Annotated in this window: 16 protein-coding genes; 11 read left to right on the top strand and 5 right to left on the bottom strand. The window is 70.0% G+C overall.

All coding sequences use genetic code 11. From position 1 onward, the window contains the following. Positions 1–62: 62 nt before the first annotated feature. The gene (locus tag ACFSZT_RS14400; protein ID WP_377392057.1) at positions 63–1,268 is read left to right on the top strand and encodes a cytochrome P450; all 1,206 of its coding nucleotides are present in this window, start codon (positions 63–65) and stop codon (positions 1,266–1,268) included. A gap of 6 nt (positions 1,269–1,274) precedes the next feature. Next, positions 1,275–2,234 (top strand): PaaX family transcriptional regulator, encoded by a 960-nt coding sequence (locus ACFSZT_RS14395; RefSeq protein WP_377392060.1) that lies wholly within the window; start codon positions 1,275–1,277, stop codon positions 2,232–2,234. A gap of 33 nt (positions 2,235–2,267) precedes the next feature. Here ACFSZT_RS14395 and ACFSZT_RS14390 read toward each other — a convergent pair whose 3' ends face one another. From ACFSZT_RS14390 to ACFSZT_RS14375, 4 genes are read right to left on the bottom strand one after another with little or no spacing between them, the layout of a single operon-like run. Next, on the bottom strand, positions 2,268–2,723 hold the full coding sequence (locus ACFSZT_RS14390) for a MaoC family dehydratase (RefSeq protein WP_377392063.1): 456 nt from the start codon (positions 2,721–2,723) through the stop codon (positions 2,268–2,270). Further along, complete coding sequence (locus ACFSZT_RS14385) at positions 2,720–4,258, bottom strand: acyl-CoA synthetase (RefSeq protein WP_377392066.1); 1,539 nt, start codon at positions 4,256–4,258, stop codon at positions 2,720–2,722. Before ACFSZT_RS14385 ends, ACFSZT_RS14390 begins: the two co-directional genes overlap by 4 nt. Then, positions 4,251–5,129: an amidohydrolase family protein gene (locus tag ACFSZT_RS14380; protein WP_377392069.1), complete on the bottom strand. Its 879-nt coding sequence runs from the start codon at positions 5,127–5,129 to the stop codon at positions 4,251–4,253. Before ACFSZT_RS14380 ends, ACFSZT_RS14385 begins: the two co-directional genes overlap by 8 nt. Continuing rightward, on the bottom strand, positions 5,126–6,034 hold the full coding sequence (locus ACFSZT_RS14375; protein WP_377392072.1) for an SDR family NAD(P)-dependent oxidoreductase: 909 nt from the start codon (positions 6,032–6,034) through the stop codon (positions 5,126–5,128). The genes ACFSZT_RS14380 and ACFSZT_RS14375 overlap by 4 nt, the downstream gene beginning before the upstream one ends. Positions 6,035–6,137: 103 nt before the next feature. Between ACFSZT_RS14375 and ACFSZT_RS14370 the strand changes: the two genes are divergently transcribed. Next, the gene (locus ACFSZT_RS14370) at positions 6,138–6,581 is read left to right on the top strand and encodes a MarR family winged helix-turn-helix transcriptional regulator (protein WP_377392075.1); all 444 of its coding nucleotides are present in this window, start codon (positions 6,138–6,140) and stop codon (positions 6,579–6,581) included. 14 nt (positions 6,582–6,595) lie between these two features. Here the strand turns inward: ACFSZT_RS14370 and ACFSZT_RS14365 are convergent, their stop codons facing one another. Beyond that, positions 6,596–7,603, bottom strand: coding sequence for a PaaX family transcriptional regulator (locus tag ACFSZT_RS14365; protein WP_377392329.1), 1,008 nt, complete (start codon positions 7,601–7,603; stop codon positions 6,596–6,598). Between the two features lie 249 nt (positions 7,604–7,852). Between ACFSZT_RS14365 and ACFSZT_RS14360 the strand changes: the two genes are divergently transcribed. The 8 genes from ACFSZT_RS14360 to ACFSZT_RS14325 are packed head-to-tail and all read left to right on the top strand — an operon-like array spanning position 7,853 to position 16,756. Continuing rightward, positions 7,853–8,758: a transporter substrate-binding domain-containing protein gene (locus ACFSZT_RS14360; protein WP_377392078.1), complete on the top strand. Its 906-nt coding sequence runs from the start codon at positions 7,853–7,855 to the stop codon at positions 8,756–8,758. Positions 8,759–8,791: 33 nt separating this feature from the next. Beyond that, positions 8,792–9,706 carry an amino acid ABC transporter permease gene (locus ACFSZT_RS14355; protein WP_377392081.1) on the top strand — a complete coding sequence of 305 codons (915 nt, stop codon included), beginning with the start codon at positions 8,792–8,794 and terminating at the stop codon, positions 9,704–9,706. Next, positions 9,703–10,509 (top strand): amino acid ABC transporter ATP-binding protein, encoded by an 807-nt coding sequence (locus ACFSZT_RS14350; protein WP_377392084.1) that lies wholly within the window; start codon positions 9,703–9,705, stop codon positions 10,507–10,509. The genes ACFSZT_RS14355 and ACFSZT_RS14350 overlap by 4 nt, the downstream gene beginning before the upstream one ends. Continuing rightward, complete coding sequence (locus tag ACFSZT_RS14345; protein ID WP_377392087.1) at positions 10,506–11,642, top strand: CapA family protein; 1,137 nt, start codon at positions 10,506–10,508, stop codon at positions 11,640–11,642. Before ACFSZT_RS14350 ends, ACFSZT_RS14345 begins: the two co-directional genes overlap by 4 nt. Before the next feature lie 9 nt (positions 11,643–11,651). Then, positions 11,652–12,890 (top strand): CaiB/BaiF CoA transferase family protein, encoded by a 1,239-nt coding sequence (locus ACFSZT_RS14340; RefSeq protein WP_377392090.1) that lies wholly within the window; start codon positions 11,652–11,654, stop codon positions 12,888–12,890. 29 nt (positions 12,891–12,919) lie between these two features. After that, positions 12,920–14,026 carry a 2-hydroxyacyl-CoA dehydratase gene (locus ACFSZT_RS14335; protein WP_377392093.1) on the top strand — a complete coding sequence of 369 codons (1,107 nt, stop codon included), beginning with the start codon at positions 12,920–12,922 and terminating at the stop codon, positions 14,024–14,026. Next, positions 14,023–15,273, top strand: a complete 1,251-nt coding sequence (locus tag ACFSZT_RS14330) for a 2-hydroxyacyl-CoA dehydratase (protein ID WP_377392096.1) — start codon at positions 14,023–14,025, stop codon at positions 15,271–15,273. Before ACFSZT_RS14335 ends, ACFSZT_RS14330 begins: the two co-directional genes overlap by 4 nt. Then, on the top strand, positions 15,266–16,756 hold the full coding sequence (locus ACFSZT_RS14325; protein WP_377392099.1) for an MFS transporter: 1,491 nt from the start codon (positions 15,266–15,268) through the stop codon (positions 16,754–16,756). The genes ACFSZT_RS14330 and ACFSZT_RS14325 overlap by 8 nt, the downstream gene beginning before the upstream one ends. Positions 16,757–16,782: the final 26 nt, after the last annotated feature.

Here is a 16,782-nt window from a genome sequence, read left to right as displayed (position 1 = left end):
GGCGTCCATACGACAGAAATTGGACGGTTCGTTCATGAAAATGTCGCGGTATGGTGATCGCCATGGCACAGGAGAACCAGACCGGAGACACCGGCACCGACGACTTCGACGCACGGGCGCCCGAGACCTTCGACAGCCCGCACGAGACCTATCGACGGCTCCGCGCGGAGTGCCCGGTCGCCCGCTCCAGCGAGTACGGCGGATTCTGGGCGCTGACTCGCTTCGACGACGTCGAGCAAGCCGCCAAGAACGCCGAGCTGTACATCTCGTCGGTCAAGGCCGTGGTGCCCAGCGATCCGCGGGGCATCCGCCGCCCTCCGCTGAACTTCGACGCCCCGCACCACGCGCCGTTTCGCCGCGCCCTGGACCGCACGTTGCACCGGGAACGCCTGCGGCGGCTCGAACCGGCGCTGACCGAGCATGCCCGGCGCGAGATGGTGGGTTATGTGCGGCAGGGCGGCGACATCTGCCGTACGTTCGGCACCGTCTATCCCGCCTACACCGCGGCGGAGTGGCTCAATCTCGACCCGGATCAGGTGCCGGTGCTCGCCGAGCACGCATCGGAATGGGTGGACGCATGGCGACGCCAGGACGCCGAGGTGGTGACGGCCAGAAGCGAACGGCTCTACGACGTGGCCCGGGCACTGGTCGCGGATCGCAGGCAGAACCCGCGCGATCCGGAAGAGGACCCGGCAAGCTCACTGCTCGCCGAGACCTTCGAAGGAAAACCCCTTCGGGACGAGCTCGTCGTCGGCGCGCTGCGCCAGTCCCTGGTCGTGGGCATGGTGGCACCTCCGATCCTTTTCGGCGGCATCTGCGTGCACCTCGCGCGCGACCGGGAACTGCAGAACCGACTCCGGCAGGACCTGTCTCTCCTACCTGCCGCGGTCGAGGAGTTCGTGCGGCTCTACACGCCGTACCGCGGGTTCGCGCGCACGGTCTCGCGACCGGTTACGCTGCACGGCCGCACCATCGCCCCCGGCGAACCGATCACCCTGGTCTACGCCTCCGCCAACCGCGACGAGCGCGTCTTCCCCGAGCCCGACCGGTTCATCCTCGATCGGCCCAACATCATGCGCCACCTCGGTTTCGGCCGCGGGCGACACCGATGCGTGGGCATGTCGCTGGCCCGGCTGAGCCTGCGTATCGGCCTGGAGCAACTGCTCACCCAGACGAGCGACCTGGAGCTCGACGGCCCCATCGAGACCACCCGCATGCCGGAGGTGGGCGCGCAGGCGGTGCCGCTGCGGGTCACCCCGGCACACTGAGCCGCCGTGAGCACAGACGTGGAACGCCGCCCCTCCCCGGACCTGCCGCGCCGGCAAGCCGGTCCCAACCCACAGCACCTGCTCGTCAGCTTGCTCGGCGACTTCTGGACAGGCCTGGTGGAGCCGATTCCCTCGGCAGCCCTCGTCGCCCTGCTGCAGGAGTGCGGCAGCACCGTCCACAGCGCGCGGGCGGCGATCAACAGGCTGGTACAACGAGGTGTTCTGGTGCGTGTGCGGCGCGGCCGGGAAAGCCATTACCACCTGGCCGAGGCAGTCGTCGCCAGCGGCGTACGTGGCTTGCCGAGGATGATGAGCTTCGGCGGGCCCGCCGAGTCCGGGGAGGAGTGGGACGGCAGTTGGGTGCTGGTCTCGATCACCGCGCCGCCTGATCAGGCCGTCCAGCGGAGAGCCCTGCGCCATCGGCTGCGCGCGCTCGGTTTCGGCATGCTCGCCGAGTCGGTCTGGATCGCTCCATCGACGCAACAACAGGCCGCTGTCGAGCTTGTGTCCGAACTGGATGTGTCAGCGGTCGTCGTGCACGGTGCCGTCGTCCATCCCGTGACGGCCGGCATTCTCGACGTCGTGAAGACCTGGCCCACCGGTGAGGTCCGGGACGAGTACGAGGACTTCATCACGACCTACCGTCCCGCGCTCGAGCAAGCGCGCAAGGGGCTGGTCACTCCGGCGGACGCCTTCGTCCTCCGCGCTCACCTCACCGATCAGTGGCGGGGCCTGTATCGCCATGACCCCGGTCTGCCACACGAGGTCCTGCCCGCCGACTGGCCGCGTGCGCGCGCATACGAGCTTTTCGCGGAGCTCTACGACCGGCTGGGCCCGTTGGCCGAGCTTCGTTGCGCGCAACTGGTGGCTCCGCACGCACACCCCGATATGCCGCCACCGCGTCACTACACGATTCGAGGGGGATTCGAGGCCGTGCTGCGTCGATGGGACTCCGCCGGCGGGTGACCCGGCCCGTGGCGGGCCGGGTCACCCGCCGGCTCAGGCGTAGAACCGGAACACGGGTTCGGCGATGCAGACCGGCTTGTCGCCACCCTCCCGCTCGATGACGGCGTTCACGGTCAGCTGGTAACCGCCCTTGATCTCCTCGACATTTGCCAGGCAGGCGGTGAGCCGGATCTTCGACCCGGAGGGCACCGGGGCGGGAAAGCGGACCTTGTTGAGGCCGTAGTTGACGGCCATGGTCGCGTCGGTGACGGTCAGTACCTGCGACCACAGCGGAATGAGCAGCGACAGGGTGAGATACCCGTGTGCGATCGGGCCACCGAACGGGCTTTCCTTCGTGGCGCGTTCGACATCGACATGGATCCACTGGTGGTCGTCGGTCGCGTCGGCGAAGGTGGCCACCCGCTCCTGCGGTACCTCCAGCCAATCGCTGGTGCCGAGTTCCCTGCCCACATACTTCGGCAGTTCGGCGACGGTGGTCGTGGTGGTCATCGCTTGTCCTCCTGATATCTGGCCCGCAGCTCGGGCTTGCGGATCTTTCCGGTAGCCGTCTTGGGCAGGCCGGGCACGAACTCGACGTGCTGGGGAACCTTGAAGCCGGCGAGCTTCTCCCGTAGCCGGGCTCGCACGCCGTCCGCATCGAGGTCCGCATCGGACTCGGCGACGACGAGAGCGAGGCCGACTTCGCCCCACTTCTCGTCCGGGACGCCGATGACAGCGGCTTCGAGGACGCCCGGCAGTTCCAGCAGCGCCGACTCGACCTCGGCGGGATACACGTTCTCCCCACCGGAGATGATCATGTCCTTGTAGCGGTCCCGGATGTAGAGGTAACCCTCGTCGTCCAGTGAGCCCGCGTCGCCGGTGTGGTACCAGCCGTCGATCATCACCGTGGCGGTGCGCTCGGCGTCGTTCCAGTAGCCGGCCATGACGTTGGGGCCCCGGACGATGACCTCACCGACCTCGTCGACGTCGACGTCGGTGCCGTCCGGACGCACCACGCGGACGTCGGTGAAGAACAACGGCTTTCCCGCGGAACCAGCCTTGCGTTCCGCGTCGGCCGAGTCGAGCACCGTACAGCCGGGTGCGGCCTCGGTCATCCCGTAGGCCTGCTGCATCGTCACCCCGCGGTCGAGCCAGGTGCGCAACGTCGGCAGGGGCACGGGAGCACCGGCGGCACAGACGGCACGCAAGGCCGACAGGTCACGGGTGCGGAAGCCGGGATCGCGGGCCATCTCGTCGAGCATCGTGGCCACGGCGAACAACGAGTTGACGCGCTGTTCCTCGATGACCCGCAGCGCCTCCCCCGGGTCGAAACGCCGCACGAGGACCGCGCACCCGCCACGCAACAGCGTGGGATTCACCGTTCCGTTGAGGCCTCCGATATGGAACAGCGGTGCGAGCGCGAGCGTGCGTTCCTCCTGACCGAAGTCCAGGCCGAGAAACTGATTGACCGCGTTCCAGGTCATGTTGCCGTGAGTCAGCACGGCGCCCTTGGGCTTCCCGGTCGTGCCGGAGGTGTACATGATCAGGCAGGGATCGTCGAGTGTGACCGGAAGGTCGCGGGGCTCCGGCGCGGCCTCGGCGAGCAAGTGCTCGTACAGCAGCGATTCGGTTCCGCCGACCGTGGGCGGCTCCACGGCCACCCACGCCCGCACCGCCGGCACCTTGTCGCGCAACGCGTCCGCGAGTTCACCGTGGTCACGTCCGTGCACGACGATCGACGCGCCGGCGTCGGTCAGCACGTACTCGGCCTCGGGTGCCGTCAGCCGACCGTTGACCGGCACCCAGATCGCGCCGAGCTGCCCGCACGCGTAGAGGGTTTCCAGCGCCGACGGATGGTTTCCGCTGACCCATGCCACGCGGTCGCCCGGGACCACGCCGAGACCGGCCAGCGCCGACGCCGTCCGGCGCACCCGCTCGGCGAAACCGGCGTACGAGGTCGTCTTTCCCTCGAACCAGAGCGCATCCCGGTGCGGCGAGATCGTCAGTCTCCGTTCGGGCCACGACCCCAGCCCCGCGTTACGCACGGCGCAGCCCCAGCGCCCGGATCGCGTTCTCCTTCATGATCAGCGGCCGAACCTCATCGCGGATCTCGAGCGCCTCGAAGTCGCGCAGCCACCGCTCCGGCGTGATCAGCGGATAGTCGGATCCGAAGAGCACCTTGTGCTTCAGCAGCGTGTTGGCGGCCCGGACCAGCTGCGGCGGGAAGTACTTCGGCGACCAGCCGGACAGGTCGACGTAGACGTTCGCCTTGTGTGTGGCGATGGAGATCGACGAGTCGGCCCAGGGCACCGACGGATGCGCCAGGATGATCGTAAGCTCCGGGAAGTCCGCGGCGACGTCGTCGACCAGCATCGGGTCGGAGTAGCGCAGCTTGATTCCACGCCCGCCCGGCAGGCCCGCGCCGATGCCGGTCTGGCCGGTGTGGAACAACGCGGGAACGCCGAGGCTCTGGATCTCCTCGTAGAGCGGATAGATCCTGCGGTCGTTGGGCTCGAAAGCCTGAAGAGACGGATGGAACTTGAACCCGCGTACGCCATACTCCTCCACGAGCCGGCGGGCGGCGCGGACACCGGACAGGCCACGGGCCGGGTCGATCGAGGCGAACGGGATGAGCACGTCGGAATGCTGTGCGGCCGCCTCGGCGATCTCCTCATTGGACACCGGACGATGACCGGTGGCCATCTCGGTGTCGACGGTGAACACGACCGCGGCCATGTTCTGCGCCCGGTAGTGCTCGGCGATGTCGGCCACCGTCGGCTGCGGCGCCGTGCCCTTGAAGTACTTGTCGGCGGCGTCGAGCAGCTCGTCGTCCATCGTGAAATGGCCGTGGTCGTCGGCGTGCACGTGCGTGTGCACGTCGATGGCGACGAGTGTCTCGAGGTCGAGCCCGCTCACTTCGCCTCCTCGGGCAACTGCTGACCGACGGTCTGGTGGTGGCTCGCGAACTTCTGCGGCCAGACTTCCGCGATCGCCTCGGCCGACCAGCCGGTGCCGTCCGCGAACTCCACGACGGCCTCGGCCGGATGCGTCCAGAGCGCGAGCCGGTCCCCTCCGATGCCGATCGCCTGGCCGCTGATCCCGGCCGCGGCGTCAGAGGCGAGGAAAGCCACCAGCCCGGCGACGTCCTCGGGGCTGCCGAAGCCCAGCTGCTGCCGGGCGAACCGCGGCAGCTGCTCACCGGCCCTCAGCGCGTCGACGTACTTCTTGAGGAAGGGCACCGTCTCGGTCATCGCGGTGGCCGCGACCGGAACGATGGCGTTGACCTGGATTCCGGCACGAGCCAGTTCCATGGCCCACGTGCGGACCATGCCGACGATGCCGGCTTTGGCCGCGGCGTAGTTGGTCTGCCCGAAGTTGCCGACCTGGCCGGTGGGCGAACCCACGCAGATGATGCGGCCGCCGTCCCCCTGCTCGCGCATGCGGATCGCGGCGGCACGCGTGCAGGTGAACGTTCCGCGCAGGTGCGTGGTGATCACGGCGTCGAAGTCCTCGTCCGTCATCTTCCACAATGTCGTGTCGCGCAGGATGCCCGCGTTGTTGACCAGCACGTCCAGCCTGCCGAACTCGCTCACGGCACGAGCGACGAGCGACTCCGCGGCCTCCCTGGTTCCCACGGGCACGACCTCGGCGACGGCCTTGCCACCGCCGGCGACGATGGTCTTCACCGCCGAGGCGGCAACCTGCTCGTCGATGTCGTTCACCACGACGGCGGCACCGCGCCGGGCGAGCTCGGCGGCGTAGGCGAGTCCAAGACCCTGCCCGCTGCCGGTGACGATCACGACCTTGCCGGTCAGATCCACGGTGATCTCTCCTCGATGTCAAGTAGAGCGGGCTACCCCGCTTCCCCACCAGGACCGTAAGCCGATATCATTGAGGTTGTCAATAATTGAGGGAGACCACTACATGTCAGAGCTGACGGACGACATCGGGTTCCTGCTCTCCCGGTCCAGCGGGCTGGTCGTGCGGGCCACCAACGCCGCACTGGCCGCCGACGGGCTGCGGGTACGGCAGTACTCCGTGCTGTGCCTGGCCTGCGACACGCCTTCCGGCATCTCGCAACGCGACCTCGCCGGCACACTGGGCCTCGACCCGAGTCAGGTCGTCCAGCTCGTCGACGAGCTCGCGGGCGCCGGACTCGTCGAACGGCGGCCGGCCCCCTCCGATCGCCGCACCAAGCTCATCGCCGCCACAGACAAAGGACGGTCCGTCCGGCAGGAGGCCGCCGCCCGCGCCTCGGCGGCCGTGCGGGAGCAACTGGCAGATCTCGCCGCCGACGAGCAGGACACCCTCCGAAACCTGCTGCGCCGCGTCGTCAGAGCCGCCGCCCAGGATGCCGTCGCGCCGTGAACCGAGGGGCGCGCTCAGCACCGGGTGCGCGTGGCCTCGGCGAGCCTGCGCGCCTGCGCCGCCTGCTCGAACGGCGTGTCACCGTGTGCCCTCCGGTCGCCGAGCGAGGCGAACAGCCGGGCCACCGTCGCCGAGTCGTGATGGGAGGCGAGCTCGGCCAGTTCAGGAGCCACGGTGCCGAGGATCTGCCGGAACCGGAGCTCGGCGAGCGGGCCGAGCCGGTCATAGATCTGGACGAAGACCCGTTGTGCCCGGGGCCGGTCCCAATCCTCCGGCAGCAGCTCGGCGGGCAGATCCGGGTCGGTCTCCGGGAACCGTCGCCAGTCGACGCGCAACTCGGTGCGGGTTCGCAGTGCCTGCGCCGGACCGATCAGGCCGGCCTCCAGGCTCTCCAGCAGCGGTTCGTAACGCTCGGCGAACGCCTTGTACTCCTTGGCCAGTGGCGCCAGGTCGAACGCCGACAGCGGGCTTCCCCCCTCCGGTGTGCCGGGCACCTCCTCCGAGCGGAGCACGGTCGCCGTCCGCACCCCCAGGTCCTCGAGCATGTCGAGCACCTCCCGCGCCCGGTCGTGCGGTGACACCCACACGCCGTCGTACAGCGCCGCGAAATGCAACACCCGCAGGCGCGACCGGAGGGCTGTTCGCACACCCCGATCCTGCTCGGGCACCGAGAACGCCACGACGGTCCACCGGCCGTCCCAGTCCGGTGCGGTGACCCCGAACGTCAGCATCCTGTAGGTGCGCTCGATGATCACCTCGGAGGTCCGGGCCGGGATACCGTAGGCCGTGGTCCGCCCGCGGCGCGACGACGCGAGCAATCCGCGTGCCACCAGCCTGCGCATGGCGGCACGTGCGCCGTCCGCGGTGACGTCGAAGTCGGCGAGCAGCCGGACCAGCGCGGTCGCCGGGATGTGCTCGTCGCGCCAGTACCAGAAGTCGCCCAGCAGCGAGGTGAGCAACAGCTGGGGCTCCGCACCACTCTGCGGGCGGGGCAGTTCGGCCCTCGACGGGTCCGTGGTCATCCCTGGCATCACTCGGCACCCCTGCTGCGTCATGTCGCGGTCACGTTCCGTCAAGCCTACGGGTCCGGTCGGCGTCTGCACTGTCGCCCGCCGGATTGTCACAAAGTTACACACGAGTCTTGAAATAGGCGACAGCTCATGCGACGCTCGTCGCCGCACACGACAACCCGCCGCTGGCGGCCGTCCTCGGCCGGAAGCGGTTACCGGATCCACGCCTGGCACTAGGCCCAACGCAGGGAGAAGACCGCCATGCGCCACCGCGCCCGCCGTCACCGCTTGCTCGTGCTCGCCATCGCCGCCGCACTCACCACGGCGGGTTGCGGCACCGCCGCACAGAACGATGCCGAGAACTCCGCAGAACCCGTGCCCGCGTTGCACGACGCGCTTCCGCAGTCCGTCAAGGACTCCGGGGTGCTGAGGTTCGCGGGCGACTCACACCCTCCCTACCGCACCGTGGGGGCCGACGGCTCCATCACGGGAATCGACAAGGACTTCCAGGACGCTCTGGGCGAGGTGCTCGGCGTACGCACGGAGACGACCATCGTCAACAACCTGCCCGCCGCGCTGCAGGGCATGCTCAGCGGCCGGTACGACGCGTTCAACGGCCCGGTCAAAGCCACTCCCGAGCGCGAGCGGCAATTCGACACGATCACCTGGATGACCACTCGTACGTCCTATGTGGTGCCGACCGACTCGAAGGCGGGCATCGACGACGCCGAGGATCTCTGCGGTAAGCGCGTCGCCGTGGTCAAGGCGAGTGTGGTCGAGGAGCAGCTGACCAAGCTCTCGGAGTTCTGCACCAGCAGCGGGAAGAAGCCGGCACAGACGATCGGGCTCGACGACACCAACGCGACGATGCTGGCGGCCCGATCGGGCCGCGCCGACGCGGCCGGCATGACCCAAGCGGCCGCGATCGACGTCATCCGGGCGCAGAAGGACACCTATACCTACGTGACCCAGACCGAGGCGCAGGGTGCCACGAGTGACCACCTCGCGCTGTTCGTCCCGAAGGACAGCGGACTCGGACCGGTGCTGCACAAGGCGTTCCAGGAGCTGTTCGACTCCGGCGAGTACCGCCGGATCATGGAGCAGTGGGGACTCACCGACGTGATGGTGGAGAAACCGCTGCTCAACGTCGCCAGTTCGCAGCGCTGAGGCTCGTCCCCCCACATCCCTGGAGCAATCCCCATGACAACCCTTTCCGCCCCTGCCCCGGAGGCGGTCGACGACGTCGCCACCGCGCGGCGGCGAGTCCGGCCGTGGCGCTGGGTGGCGGGCATCGTGCTCGCTGTCGTCGCCGCCCAGCTCGCCTGGTTCCTGGTGACCAACGACCGGTTCGAATGGAACGTCGTCGCCGAGTACCTGTTCGCACCGACCGTCCTGTCCGGACTCGCCACGACCGTGCTGCTCGCGGTGGTCGCCATGGTGATCGGCTCGGTGGTCGGCGGCCTGCTCGCCGCGGCGCAGCTGAGCGACTTCGCTCCACTGCGCTGGGCGGCCACCCTCTACGTCGGGGTGTTCCGCGGCATCCCACCGCTGGTCCAGCTGATCTTCTGGTTCAACCTGGCCTACCTGCTGCCCCGGATCTCGATCGGCATCCCGTTCGGCCCCGAGTTCGCGTCGTGGGACGCCAACACCGTGATCACACCGTTGACCGCCGCCGTGATCGGGTTGTCGCTGGTCGAGTCGGCGTACATGGCCGAGATCATCCGGGCCGGACTGCTCGGCGTGGACTCCGGTCAGCGTGATGCGGCCAGGGCAATGGGTTTCACTCCGGCACAGACGTTCGCCAGGGTGGTGCTCCCCCAGGCCATGCGGGTGATCATTCCACCGAGCGGGAGCCAGTTCATCAGCGTGCTCAAGGGAACCGCGCTCGTGTCGGTGATCGCGATGGCCGACCTGCTGCACTCGGTCCAGGTGATCTACAACCGCACCTACCAAATCGTGCCGCTGCTCATCGTCGCCTGCATCTGGTACCTCGTGGTGGTCACCATCCTCACCATCGGCCAGCGCTGGCTGGAACGGCATTTCTCCCGTGGCCACACGGCGAACTCCCGCGGGCGTCGCCACACAGCATCCACATCGGACGGAGCAACGATATGACCGGAGGACCCGCTCTGCGGCTGCGAGGCGTGCGCAAGAACTTCGGCGAGCACGCCGCGCTCGACGGTGTCAGTCTCGATGTGCAGGAAGGGGAGGTGGTCGTGGTCATCGGGCCGTCGGGCTCGGGCAAGTCGACACTGATCCGGTGCGTGCACCAGCTCGACACCATCGACGCCGGCGCGATCTACCTGGACGGCGAGCTGCTCGGTTACGAACAGCACCGGGGCGGCCTGCGTGCGCTCGGCGCGCGCCGGGTGGCCGCGCAACGGAGCCGGATGAGCATGGTGTTCCAGCAGTTCAACCTCATCCCCCACTTCACGGTGCTGCGCAACATCACCGAGGCCCCGGTGCGCGTTCACGGGCGGCCGCGGGCCGAGGCGGAGGCCGAGGGCATGGAGCTGCTGGAACGGGTGGGGCTCGCCGACCGCGCCCACCACTATCCTCGCCAGCTCTCCGGCGGTCAGCAGCAGCGCGTGGCCATCGCCCGCGCCGTCGCGACCAAGCCGAGGATCACGCTGTTCGACGAACCGACCAGCGCGCTCGACCCCGAGCTCGTCGACGACGTGCTCGCCGTCATGCGTGGGCTCGCCGAGGAGGGCATGACGATGATCGTGGTGACCCACGAGATGGCCTTCGCCCGCGAGGTCGCCGACCGGTGCGTGTTCATGGAATCCGGACGCATCGTGGAGTCGGGCCCGCCCGCCGAGCTTTTCACGACACCCAGCAGCCCGCGCCTGCGGTCCTTCCTCGCCCGGCACCACAACGCGGAAGCGTTTGCGTCTACTGTGGAGAGCAACTCGTGATCACGATCGCGTCCGTCGGCGACCTCATCCTCGACGAACCCGACCCGGCGTCCTTCCTCGCACCCGCCGCTCCCCTGCTGCGGGCGGCGGACGTGACCATCGGGCACGTCGAGGTGCCGCACTCGACCACCACCGTTTCCCAGAGCACCGATGTGCCCGCGCCGCCGGCCGACCCGGCCGCGCTGCCCGCCCTCACCGACGCGGGGTTCGACATCGTGACGCTCGCCGGCAACCACATCCACGACGCGGGCGATGTCGGAATCGCCGACACGGTCGCCCACGCCCGCGCGGCCGGACTCGTCCCCACCGGCGCGGGCGCGACCCTGGCGGAGGCACGCACTCCCGCCGTCGTGGAACGCGGCGGACTACGGGTCGGCGTGCTGTCCTACAACTGTGTGGGCCCCCGGGAGTCATGGGCAACGTCGCGCAAGGCCGGGTGTGCCTACATACACGTGCTGACCCACTACGAGCTCGACCACGCCAGTCCCGGCGGCCCGCCGAAGATCTACACCTTCGCCGACCCGGACAGCCTGGAGGCGATGGAATCCGACGTCCGGGCACTGCGCGCCGAGGCCGACGTCGTGCTCGTGTCCCTGCACAAGGGCGTCGGTCACACCCCTGCCGCCGTCGCGATGTACGAACGGCCGGTCGCCCGCGCGGCGATCGACGCGGGTGCCGACGCGGTGTTCTCCCACCACGCGCACATCATGCGCGGCATCGAGACCCACCGCGGCAAGCCGATCTTCCACGGACTCGGCAACTTCGTCACGGTGACCCACGCATTGACTCCCGGCGCGGGAGCCGCCTCCAGCGCCGAGCTCGAGGCGTGGGCGCAGCGCCGCAAGGAGCTCTACGGCTTCGCTCCCGATCCGGACATGCCGTACTACCCCTTCCACCCGGAGAGCCGCAACACCGCGATCGCGTGGTGCCGGTTCGACGCGCACGGCCTGACCGAGGCCGGTTTCGTGCCGTGCTGGATCGACGACGGCGGGCGTCCGGTGCCCTGCGGCGGAACCCCGGACGGCGAGCGCGTGACCGCCTACATCGAGCAGATCACCCGCGCCGCGGGGCTCAACGGCCGGTTCTGCCCGCGCGGCGACCGCGTCGTCATCGAGTCCGGCACCACCGACTGAAAGGACATCATGACCGACCAGCCACTTGCCGGGCGCACCGTCATCGATCTGACCACCGCCCTCGCCGGGCCCTACGCGACATTGCTCCTCGCCGGGCTCGGAGCCACCGTGATCAAGGTCGAGAACCCGGCCACCGGTGGTGACTCCTCCCGCAACAACGCCCCGTACGTCGGCCGCCACGGTCTCTCGCTCGCGCGTCAGGACGCCGACGACATGTCCGTGTCGATGCTCGTGCGTGGACGCAACAAGCTCAGCGTCACACTCAACCTCAAGAACCCACGCGCGCGGGGCGTCTTCGCCGATCTGGTGCGTGATGCCGACGTGGTGGTGGAGAACTACAGCCCGGGGGTCACCGAGCGGCTCGGCATCGACTACGCCTCCGTGCGCGCTCTCAACCCCAAGATCGTCTACACCTCGATCAGCGGTTTCGGCGCGCAGGGCGGCCCCGGCTCGGGCAAGGCGATGGACTCGATCATCCAGGCGCTCTCCGGCGTGATGATGACCGCCGGCGAGCCCGACGAGGGGCCGGTCCGGTTCGGACTGCCGGTCGGCGACATGCTCGCCCCGTTGTTCGCGGTGATCGGCACCGTCTCCGCACTGCTGCAGGCCGAGCACACCGGCGAAGGCCAACACGTGGATGTCTCCATGCTGGGAGCGCTGACCTCCCTCGTGGCGTGTGAGCCGTTCGACGCCTTCGAGGCGGTCGGCCTGCCACAACGCACCGGTTCGATGGTGCCCAGGCTCGCACCGTTCGGGATCCTGCCTGCCGCCGACGGGCATCTGGCGCTGTGCGCGCCGACCGACGCGTTCGCCCACGGCGTGCTGCGCGCGATGGGCAGGCCCGACCTGATCGACGACCCCCGCTTCCACAGCCGGGACCAGCGGGTCCGCCACGCCGACGAGCTGCACGAGCTCATCCGGCAGTGGTGCCGGGAACGGCCCGTCGCCGAAGTACTGGCCGCCCTCACCGAGCAGGGTGTGCCGGCTGCGGAGGTGCGCGAGCCACGGGACGCCGTACGGGACCCGCTGGTGCGGGAGCGCGAGGAAGTGGTGCCGGTGACGCATCCTCGCTACGGCGACGTCGTCGACCTCGCCGCCACCGGCGTTCCCATCCGCTTCTCGTCGGCGAGGGCCGGCTTCGACCGGCCCGCTCCGAGCTTGGGCGAGCACAACGACGCCGTGTACCGCGACCGGCTCGGCTACAGCGAGGACGAGCTGGCCGAGCTGGCCGCCGACGCCGTGATCTGACGCTGCCGCGACCCTTCGAAAGGAGCACGATGTCCGCTGTCCTCTCGCGGCTCGCCGGCCCGATCGCCGACCCGGTGGTCAGCGATGGGAGCCGGCCCGTGATCGGCTACGTCGGCGCCGACGTGCCGGTCGAACTGCTCACCGCCGCCGGGGCGCACCCGGTCAGGCTCACCGGCGCTCCCGGCTCACCGAGCACGGCGGGCGACCGCTACCTCGGCACGGGACTCGACCCGGTCGCGCGCTCGGTGCTCACCCGGCTGCTCGACGGAGAGTACGGGCACCTCGACGGCCTGGTGGTGAGCCGCGACTGCGAAGCGTCGTCGCGGCTGTTCTACGCGATCAGGGAACTCAAGCGGATCGACCCGGCGACGCCGCTGCCGCCCGTCCAGCTCGTGGACGTGCTGCATCTACCGCACCGCACCACGACCCGGTACGTGGACGCGAAGTTCGCCGAGCTGCGGGCGACGCTGGAGACCTGGGCGGGGCGCCAGATCACCGACGACGACCTCGCCGAGGCGATCGAGGCGCACAACCGGCTGCGCGGGTTGCTTCGCCGGCTCGGCGAGCTGCGCAGGAGTTCCCCCGCGCTGCTCACCGGAACCCAGGCGCTGTCGGTGGTCGCCGCGACCACACGCAGGCCCGTGCGGGAGGCCTGCGCACTGGTGGAGGAACTACTCGCCGACACGTCCGCGCTGTCCGGAAAGGACGGTCTGCGGGTGTTCCTCACCGGCAGCGGCCACGACGAGCCCGGCGTGTACTCGGCGTTGGAGGAGGCCGGGCTGGTGATCGTCGGCGAGGACCACGACTGGGGCGACCGGCTCTTCGACCGGGACGTCACGGCACCGACGATGCTGGCGCTCGCCGAGCGCTACCAGCACAATGGACCCGCCGCGCCTCGCGCGTCGATCCGGCAACGGGCCCGCTACACCGCCGAGGCCGCCCGGGCCTGCACGGCCGAGGCGCTGGTCTCCTACGCGCGCGTGCACGACGACGCACCACCCTGGGACTTCCCCGCCCAGCGCGAACTGTGCGGGCTCCCGTCGGTGCTGCTGGAGCGCCAACCCTACGGCGGGTTGACCGAGGACGCGCTCGCCGCCGTCGCCGGCCTGCGCCGTCCGGTCGGGGTGGCCCGATGAGCGCGCGGCTGGCCTCGGCCACGGCGGCCACCGCCTACCAGCGTGAGTGGTTCGCCGACCTCCGGGCGAACGCCGCCGAGGGCGGGCCGCTCGCGCTCGTCAACGCCGACGCGCCCCAGGAGATCTTCCGGACGATGGGGATCCCCTACGTCGTGAACCAATGGTGGGCCTCGATCATCACGGCGAAGCGGCGAACCCAGGACTACCTCGGCCACCTGCGCGAACGTGGACTTCCCGACTACATCGAGCAGTACAGCGCCGTCCCCCTCGGCTCGCTGTTCGACCCGGACCCCGCGTCGGCGCCGTGGGGCGGGCTGCCCCGGCCGTCGATCGTGCTCGCCGAGACCACCGGCGACGCCTCCCGCAAGATCTTCGACGTCTGGGGCGAGCAACCGGGGATCACGTTCTACCCGCTGGAGAGTGCCGCCGAGAACGACGTCCCCGTCCGCTGGTGGGAGCTCATGCCGAGGCGGTGGGAGGAGGCGGTGGGTAGCGACCGGCTCGACCTGATGGTCGGTGAGCTGGAAGGGCTCATCCGGTTCTTGGAGCAGACCACCGGGCTGGTGTTCTCGGAAACCCGCTTCCGCGAGGTCATGGCGCTGGTCAACGAGCAGCAGGAGTGGAACCGGCGCACCCGCGACCTCATCGCCCGAGCGCGGCCGTGCCCGCTCGCTGTCACCGACAGCATTCCCAGCGTGATGATCCCCCAGTGGCATCGCGGGACGACGTGGGCACGGGACGCGGCCCGAGCCTTCCACGACGAGGTGGCCGAGCGCGTCCGCGCGGGCGCGGCCGTGTGTCCCGGCGAGCGGGCGCGGGTGATGTGGATCGGGCGAGGGCTGTGGTTCGACCTGGATTTCTACCGCAGGTTCCAGGAGTCCCACGGCGCGGTGTTCGTCTGGTCGATGTACCTCGCGATCGCCGCCGACGGCTACCTGCGCTACGGCGATGACCCGTTGCGCGCACTTGCCGCCCGGTTCGCGGCGTTCTCCGACCAGCTCTACACACCGCCGTGGTCGGCGGAGTGGTACGTCAAGGAGGCTCGCCACCACGGCGTCGACGGCGTCGTGCACCTCGTGTCCGACGACGCGCGCGGCGGCTACTTCACCACGCGCGCACTCGAGGCCGCCGGGATCCCGGTGCTGGAACTGCGTGCGGACAACGTGGATGCCAGGCGCGCCGACGCCGACGCGCTCGCCCGTACCGTCGGCGAGTGGCTCGAGGCCCGGGTGCTCGCGCGTGACTGAGCCGCCCTCGATGCCCGCGGTGCTGTCCGGGGCGCTCGTGGCGCTGTTCGTCGGCTCCCTCACCAACACGATCGTCGGTATCGCGTTGCCGACCATCGCAGGTGAGCTGGGTGGCCAGGACCAGGTGCCGTGGGTCGCGAGCGCGGCACTGCTCACCATGACGGTGTCCACCCCGTTGTGGGGCAAGGCCGCCGACCGCAGAGGACCGAGGCCGCTGCTCCTGGCCGCCCTCGGCGTGTTCGTGGCCGGGTCGGTGCTCGCGGGCTGCGCCCCGGACATGGGCACGCTCATCGCGGGCCGCGCGGTCCAAGGCGCCGCGGCGGGTGGCATGCTGGCGCTCACCAACACACTGATCGCCGGCCTGGTACCCGCACGCCAACGGGGCCGCTACACCGGTTGGTTCGGGGTGTCGTTCGGGGTCGCGTCGGTGGCGGGACCACTGATCGGCGGGCTCCTGGTCGGCCTGCCCGGGCTCGGCTGGCGCTGGTGCTTCCTCGGCGTGGTACCGGTCGCCGTGCTCGCCGCGGGATTGGTACGGCTCGCCCCGCACAGCAAGCCCGCCGAGCCTCGCGGCACCGTGGACGTCCTCGGTGGCACCCTCTTCGCCGCGGCGGCCACGGGCCTCGTTGTGCTGCTGTCCGCGGGCGGGCGTGCCTGGCCGTGGCCGTCCTGGCCGACCGTCGCGTTCGGACTCGGTGTGGCCGCCCTGACCACGCTCGCGGTGCTGCACGAGCGTCGTGCGGCCGATCCGATCCTGCCGCCGCGGCTGTTCCGCGCCCGCACCTTCTCCGTGGCCTGTGCCACCGGGTTCCTCCTGGGGGCGGTGATGTTCGGCGGCATCATCTACCTTCCCCAGTACCTTCAGGTGGTGCGCGGGCACGACGCCACGACGGCGGGCCTGCTGATGCTGCCGCAGATCGGCACGATGATCGTCGCCTCGACGCTGTCCGGCTACCTCATCAGCCGGACCGGCAGATGGAAATTGTTTCCGGTCGCGGGTTGCGCCCTGCTCACCGCGGGGATGGTCATGCTGTCCCCGCTCGCGGCGGACACGGCCCCGTGGTGGCTCGCCGCGGGCATGGCCGTGCTCGGGGCGGGCACGGCCATGACCCAGCAGGTGCTCGTGCTGATCGCGCAGAACTCGGCGGGCCCTGGGGACCTGGGGGTGGCCAGTTCGGCGGCGACGTTCACCCGCACCCTCGGCGGCGCGGTCGGAGTCGCCGCGTTCGGTGCCGTGATCAGCACGCGGCTGCACACCGACCTGCCCTCCGCCCTCGCGGGCTCCGGGCGCGCCGGCCAGGACGTGCAGCTGCTCCTCGGCACGCCCGAGCGGATCGCCGAGCTGCCGCCCGCGCTCGCCGAGGCGGTACGCGTTTCCTACAGCAACGGTCTCGCCGCGGTGTTCCTCATCGCGGTCCCACTCGCCCTGGCGGCGCTGGTCGCGGTGCTCCTGGTCCGGGAGACCCCGCTGGGTACGAGCTGAGTACCGGCGGCCCAGCTCGTACCCGC

The organism is Prauserella oleivorans, assembly GCF_042685745.1.
Classification (GTDB): Bacteria; Actinomycetota; Actinomycetes; order Mycobacteriales; family Pseudonocardiaceae; genus Prauserella_A; species Prauserella_A oleivorans.
This window is presented reverse-complemented; position numbering and strand designations above follow the sequence as displayed.

Coding starts and splice junctions, on each gene's coding strand:
- ACFSZT_RS14400 (WP_377392057.1), top strand. CDS start 63: ATGGCACAGGAGAACCAGACCGGAGACACCGGCACCGACGACTTCGAC.
- ACFSZT_RS14390 (WP_377392063.1), bottom strand. CDS start 2,723: ATGACCACCACGACCACCGTCGCCGAACTGCCGAAGTATGTGGGCAGG.
- ACFSZT_RS14370 (WP_377392075.1), top strand. CDS start 6,138: ATGTCAGAGCTGACGGACGACATCGGGTTCCTGCTCTCCCGGTCCAGC.
- ACFSZT_RS14365 (WP_377392329.1), bottom strand. CDS start 7,603: ATGACCACGGACCCGTCGAGGGCCGAACTGCCCCGCCCGCAGAGTGGT.
- ACFSZT_RS14360 (WP_377392078.1), top strand. CDS start 7,853: ATGCGCCACCGCGCCCGCCGTCACCGCTTGCTCGTGCTCGCCATCGCC.
- ACFSZT_RS14355 (WP_377392081.1), top strand. CDS start 8,792: ATGACAACCCTTTCCGCCCCTGCCCCGGAGGCGGTCGACGACGTCGCC.
- ACFSZT_RS14350 (WP_377392084.1), top strand. CDS start 9,703: ATGACCGGAGGACCCGCTCTGCGGCTGCGAGGCGTGCGCAAGAACTTC.
- ACFSZT_RS14340 (WP_377392090.1), top strand. CDS start 11,652: ATGACCGACCAGCCACTTGCCGGGCGCACCGTCATCGATCTGACCACC.
- ACFSZT_RS14335 (WP_377392093.1), top strand. CDS start 12,920: ATGTCCGCTGTCCTCTCGCGGCTCGCCGGCCCGATCGCCGACCCGGTG.
- ACFSZT_RS14330 (WP_377392096.1), top strand. CDS start 14,023: ATGAGCGCGCGGCTGGCCTCGGCCACGGCGGCCACCGCCTACCAGCGT.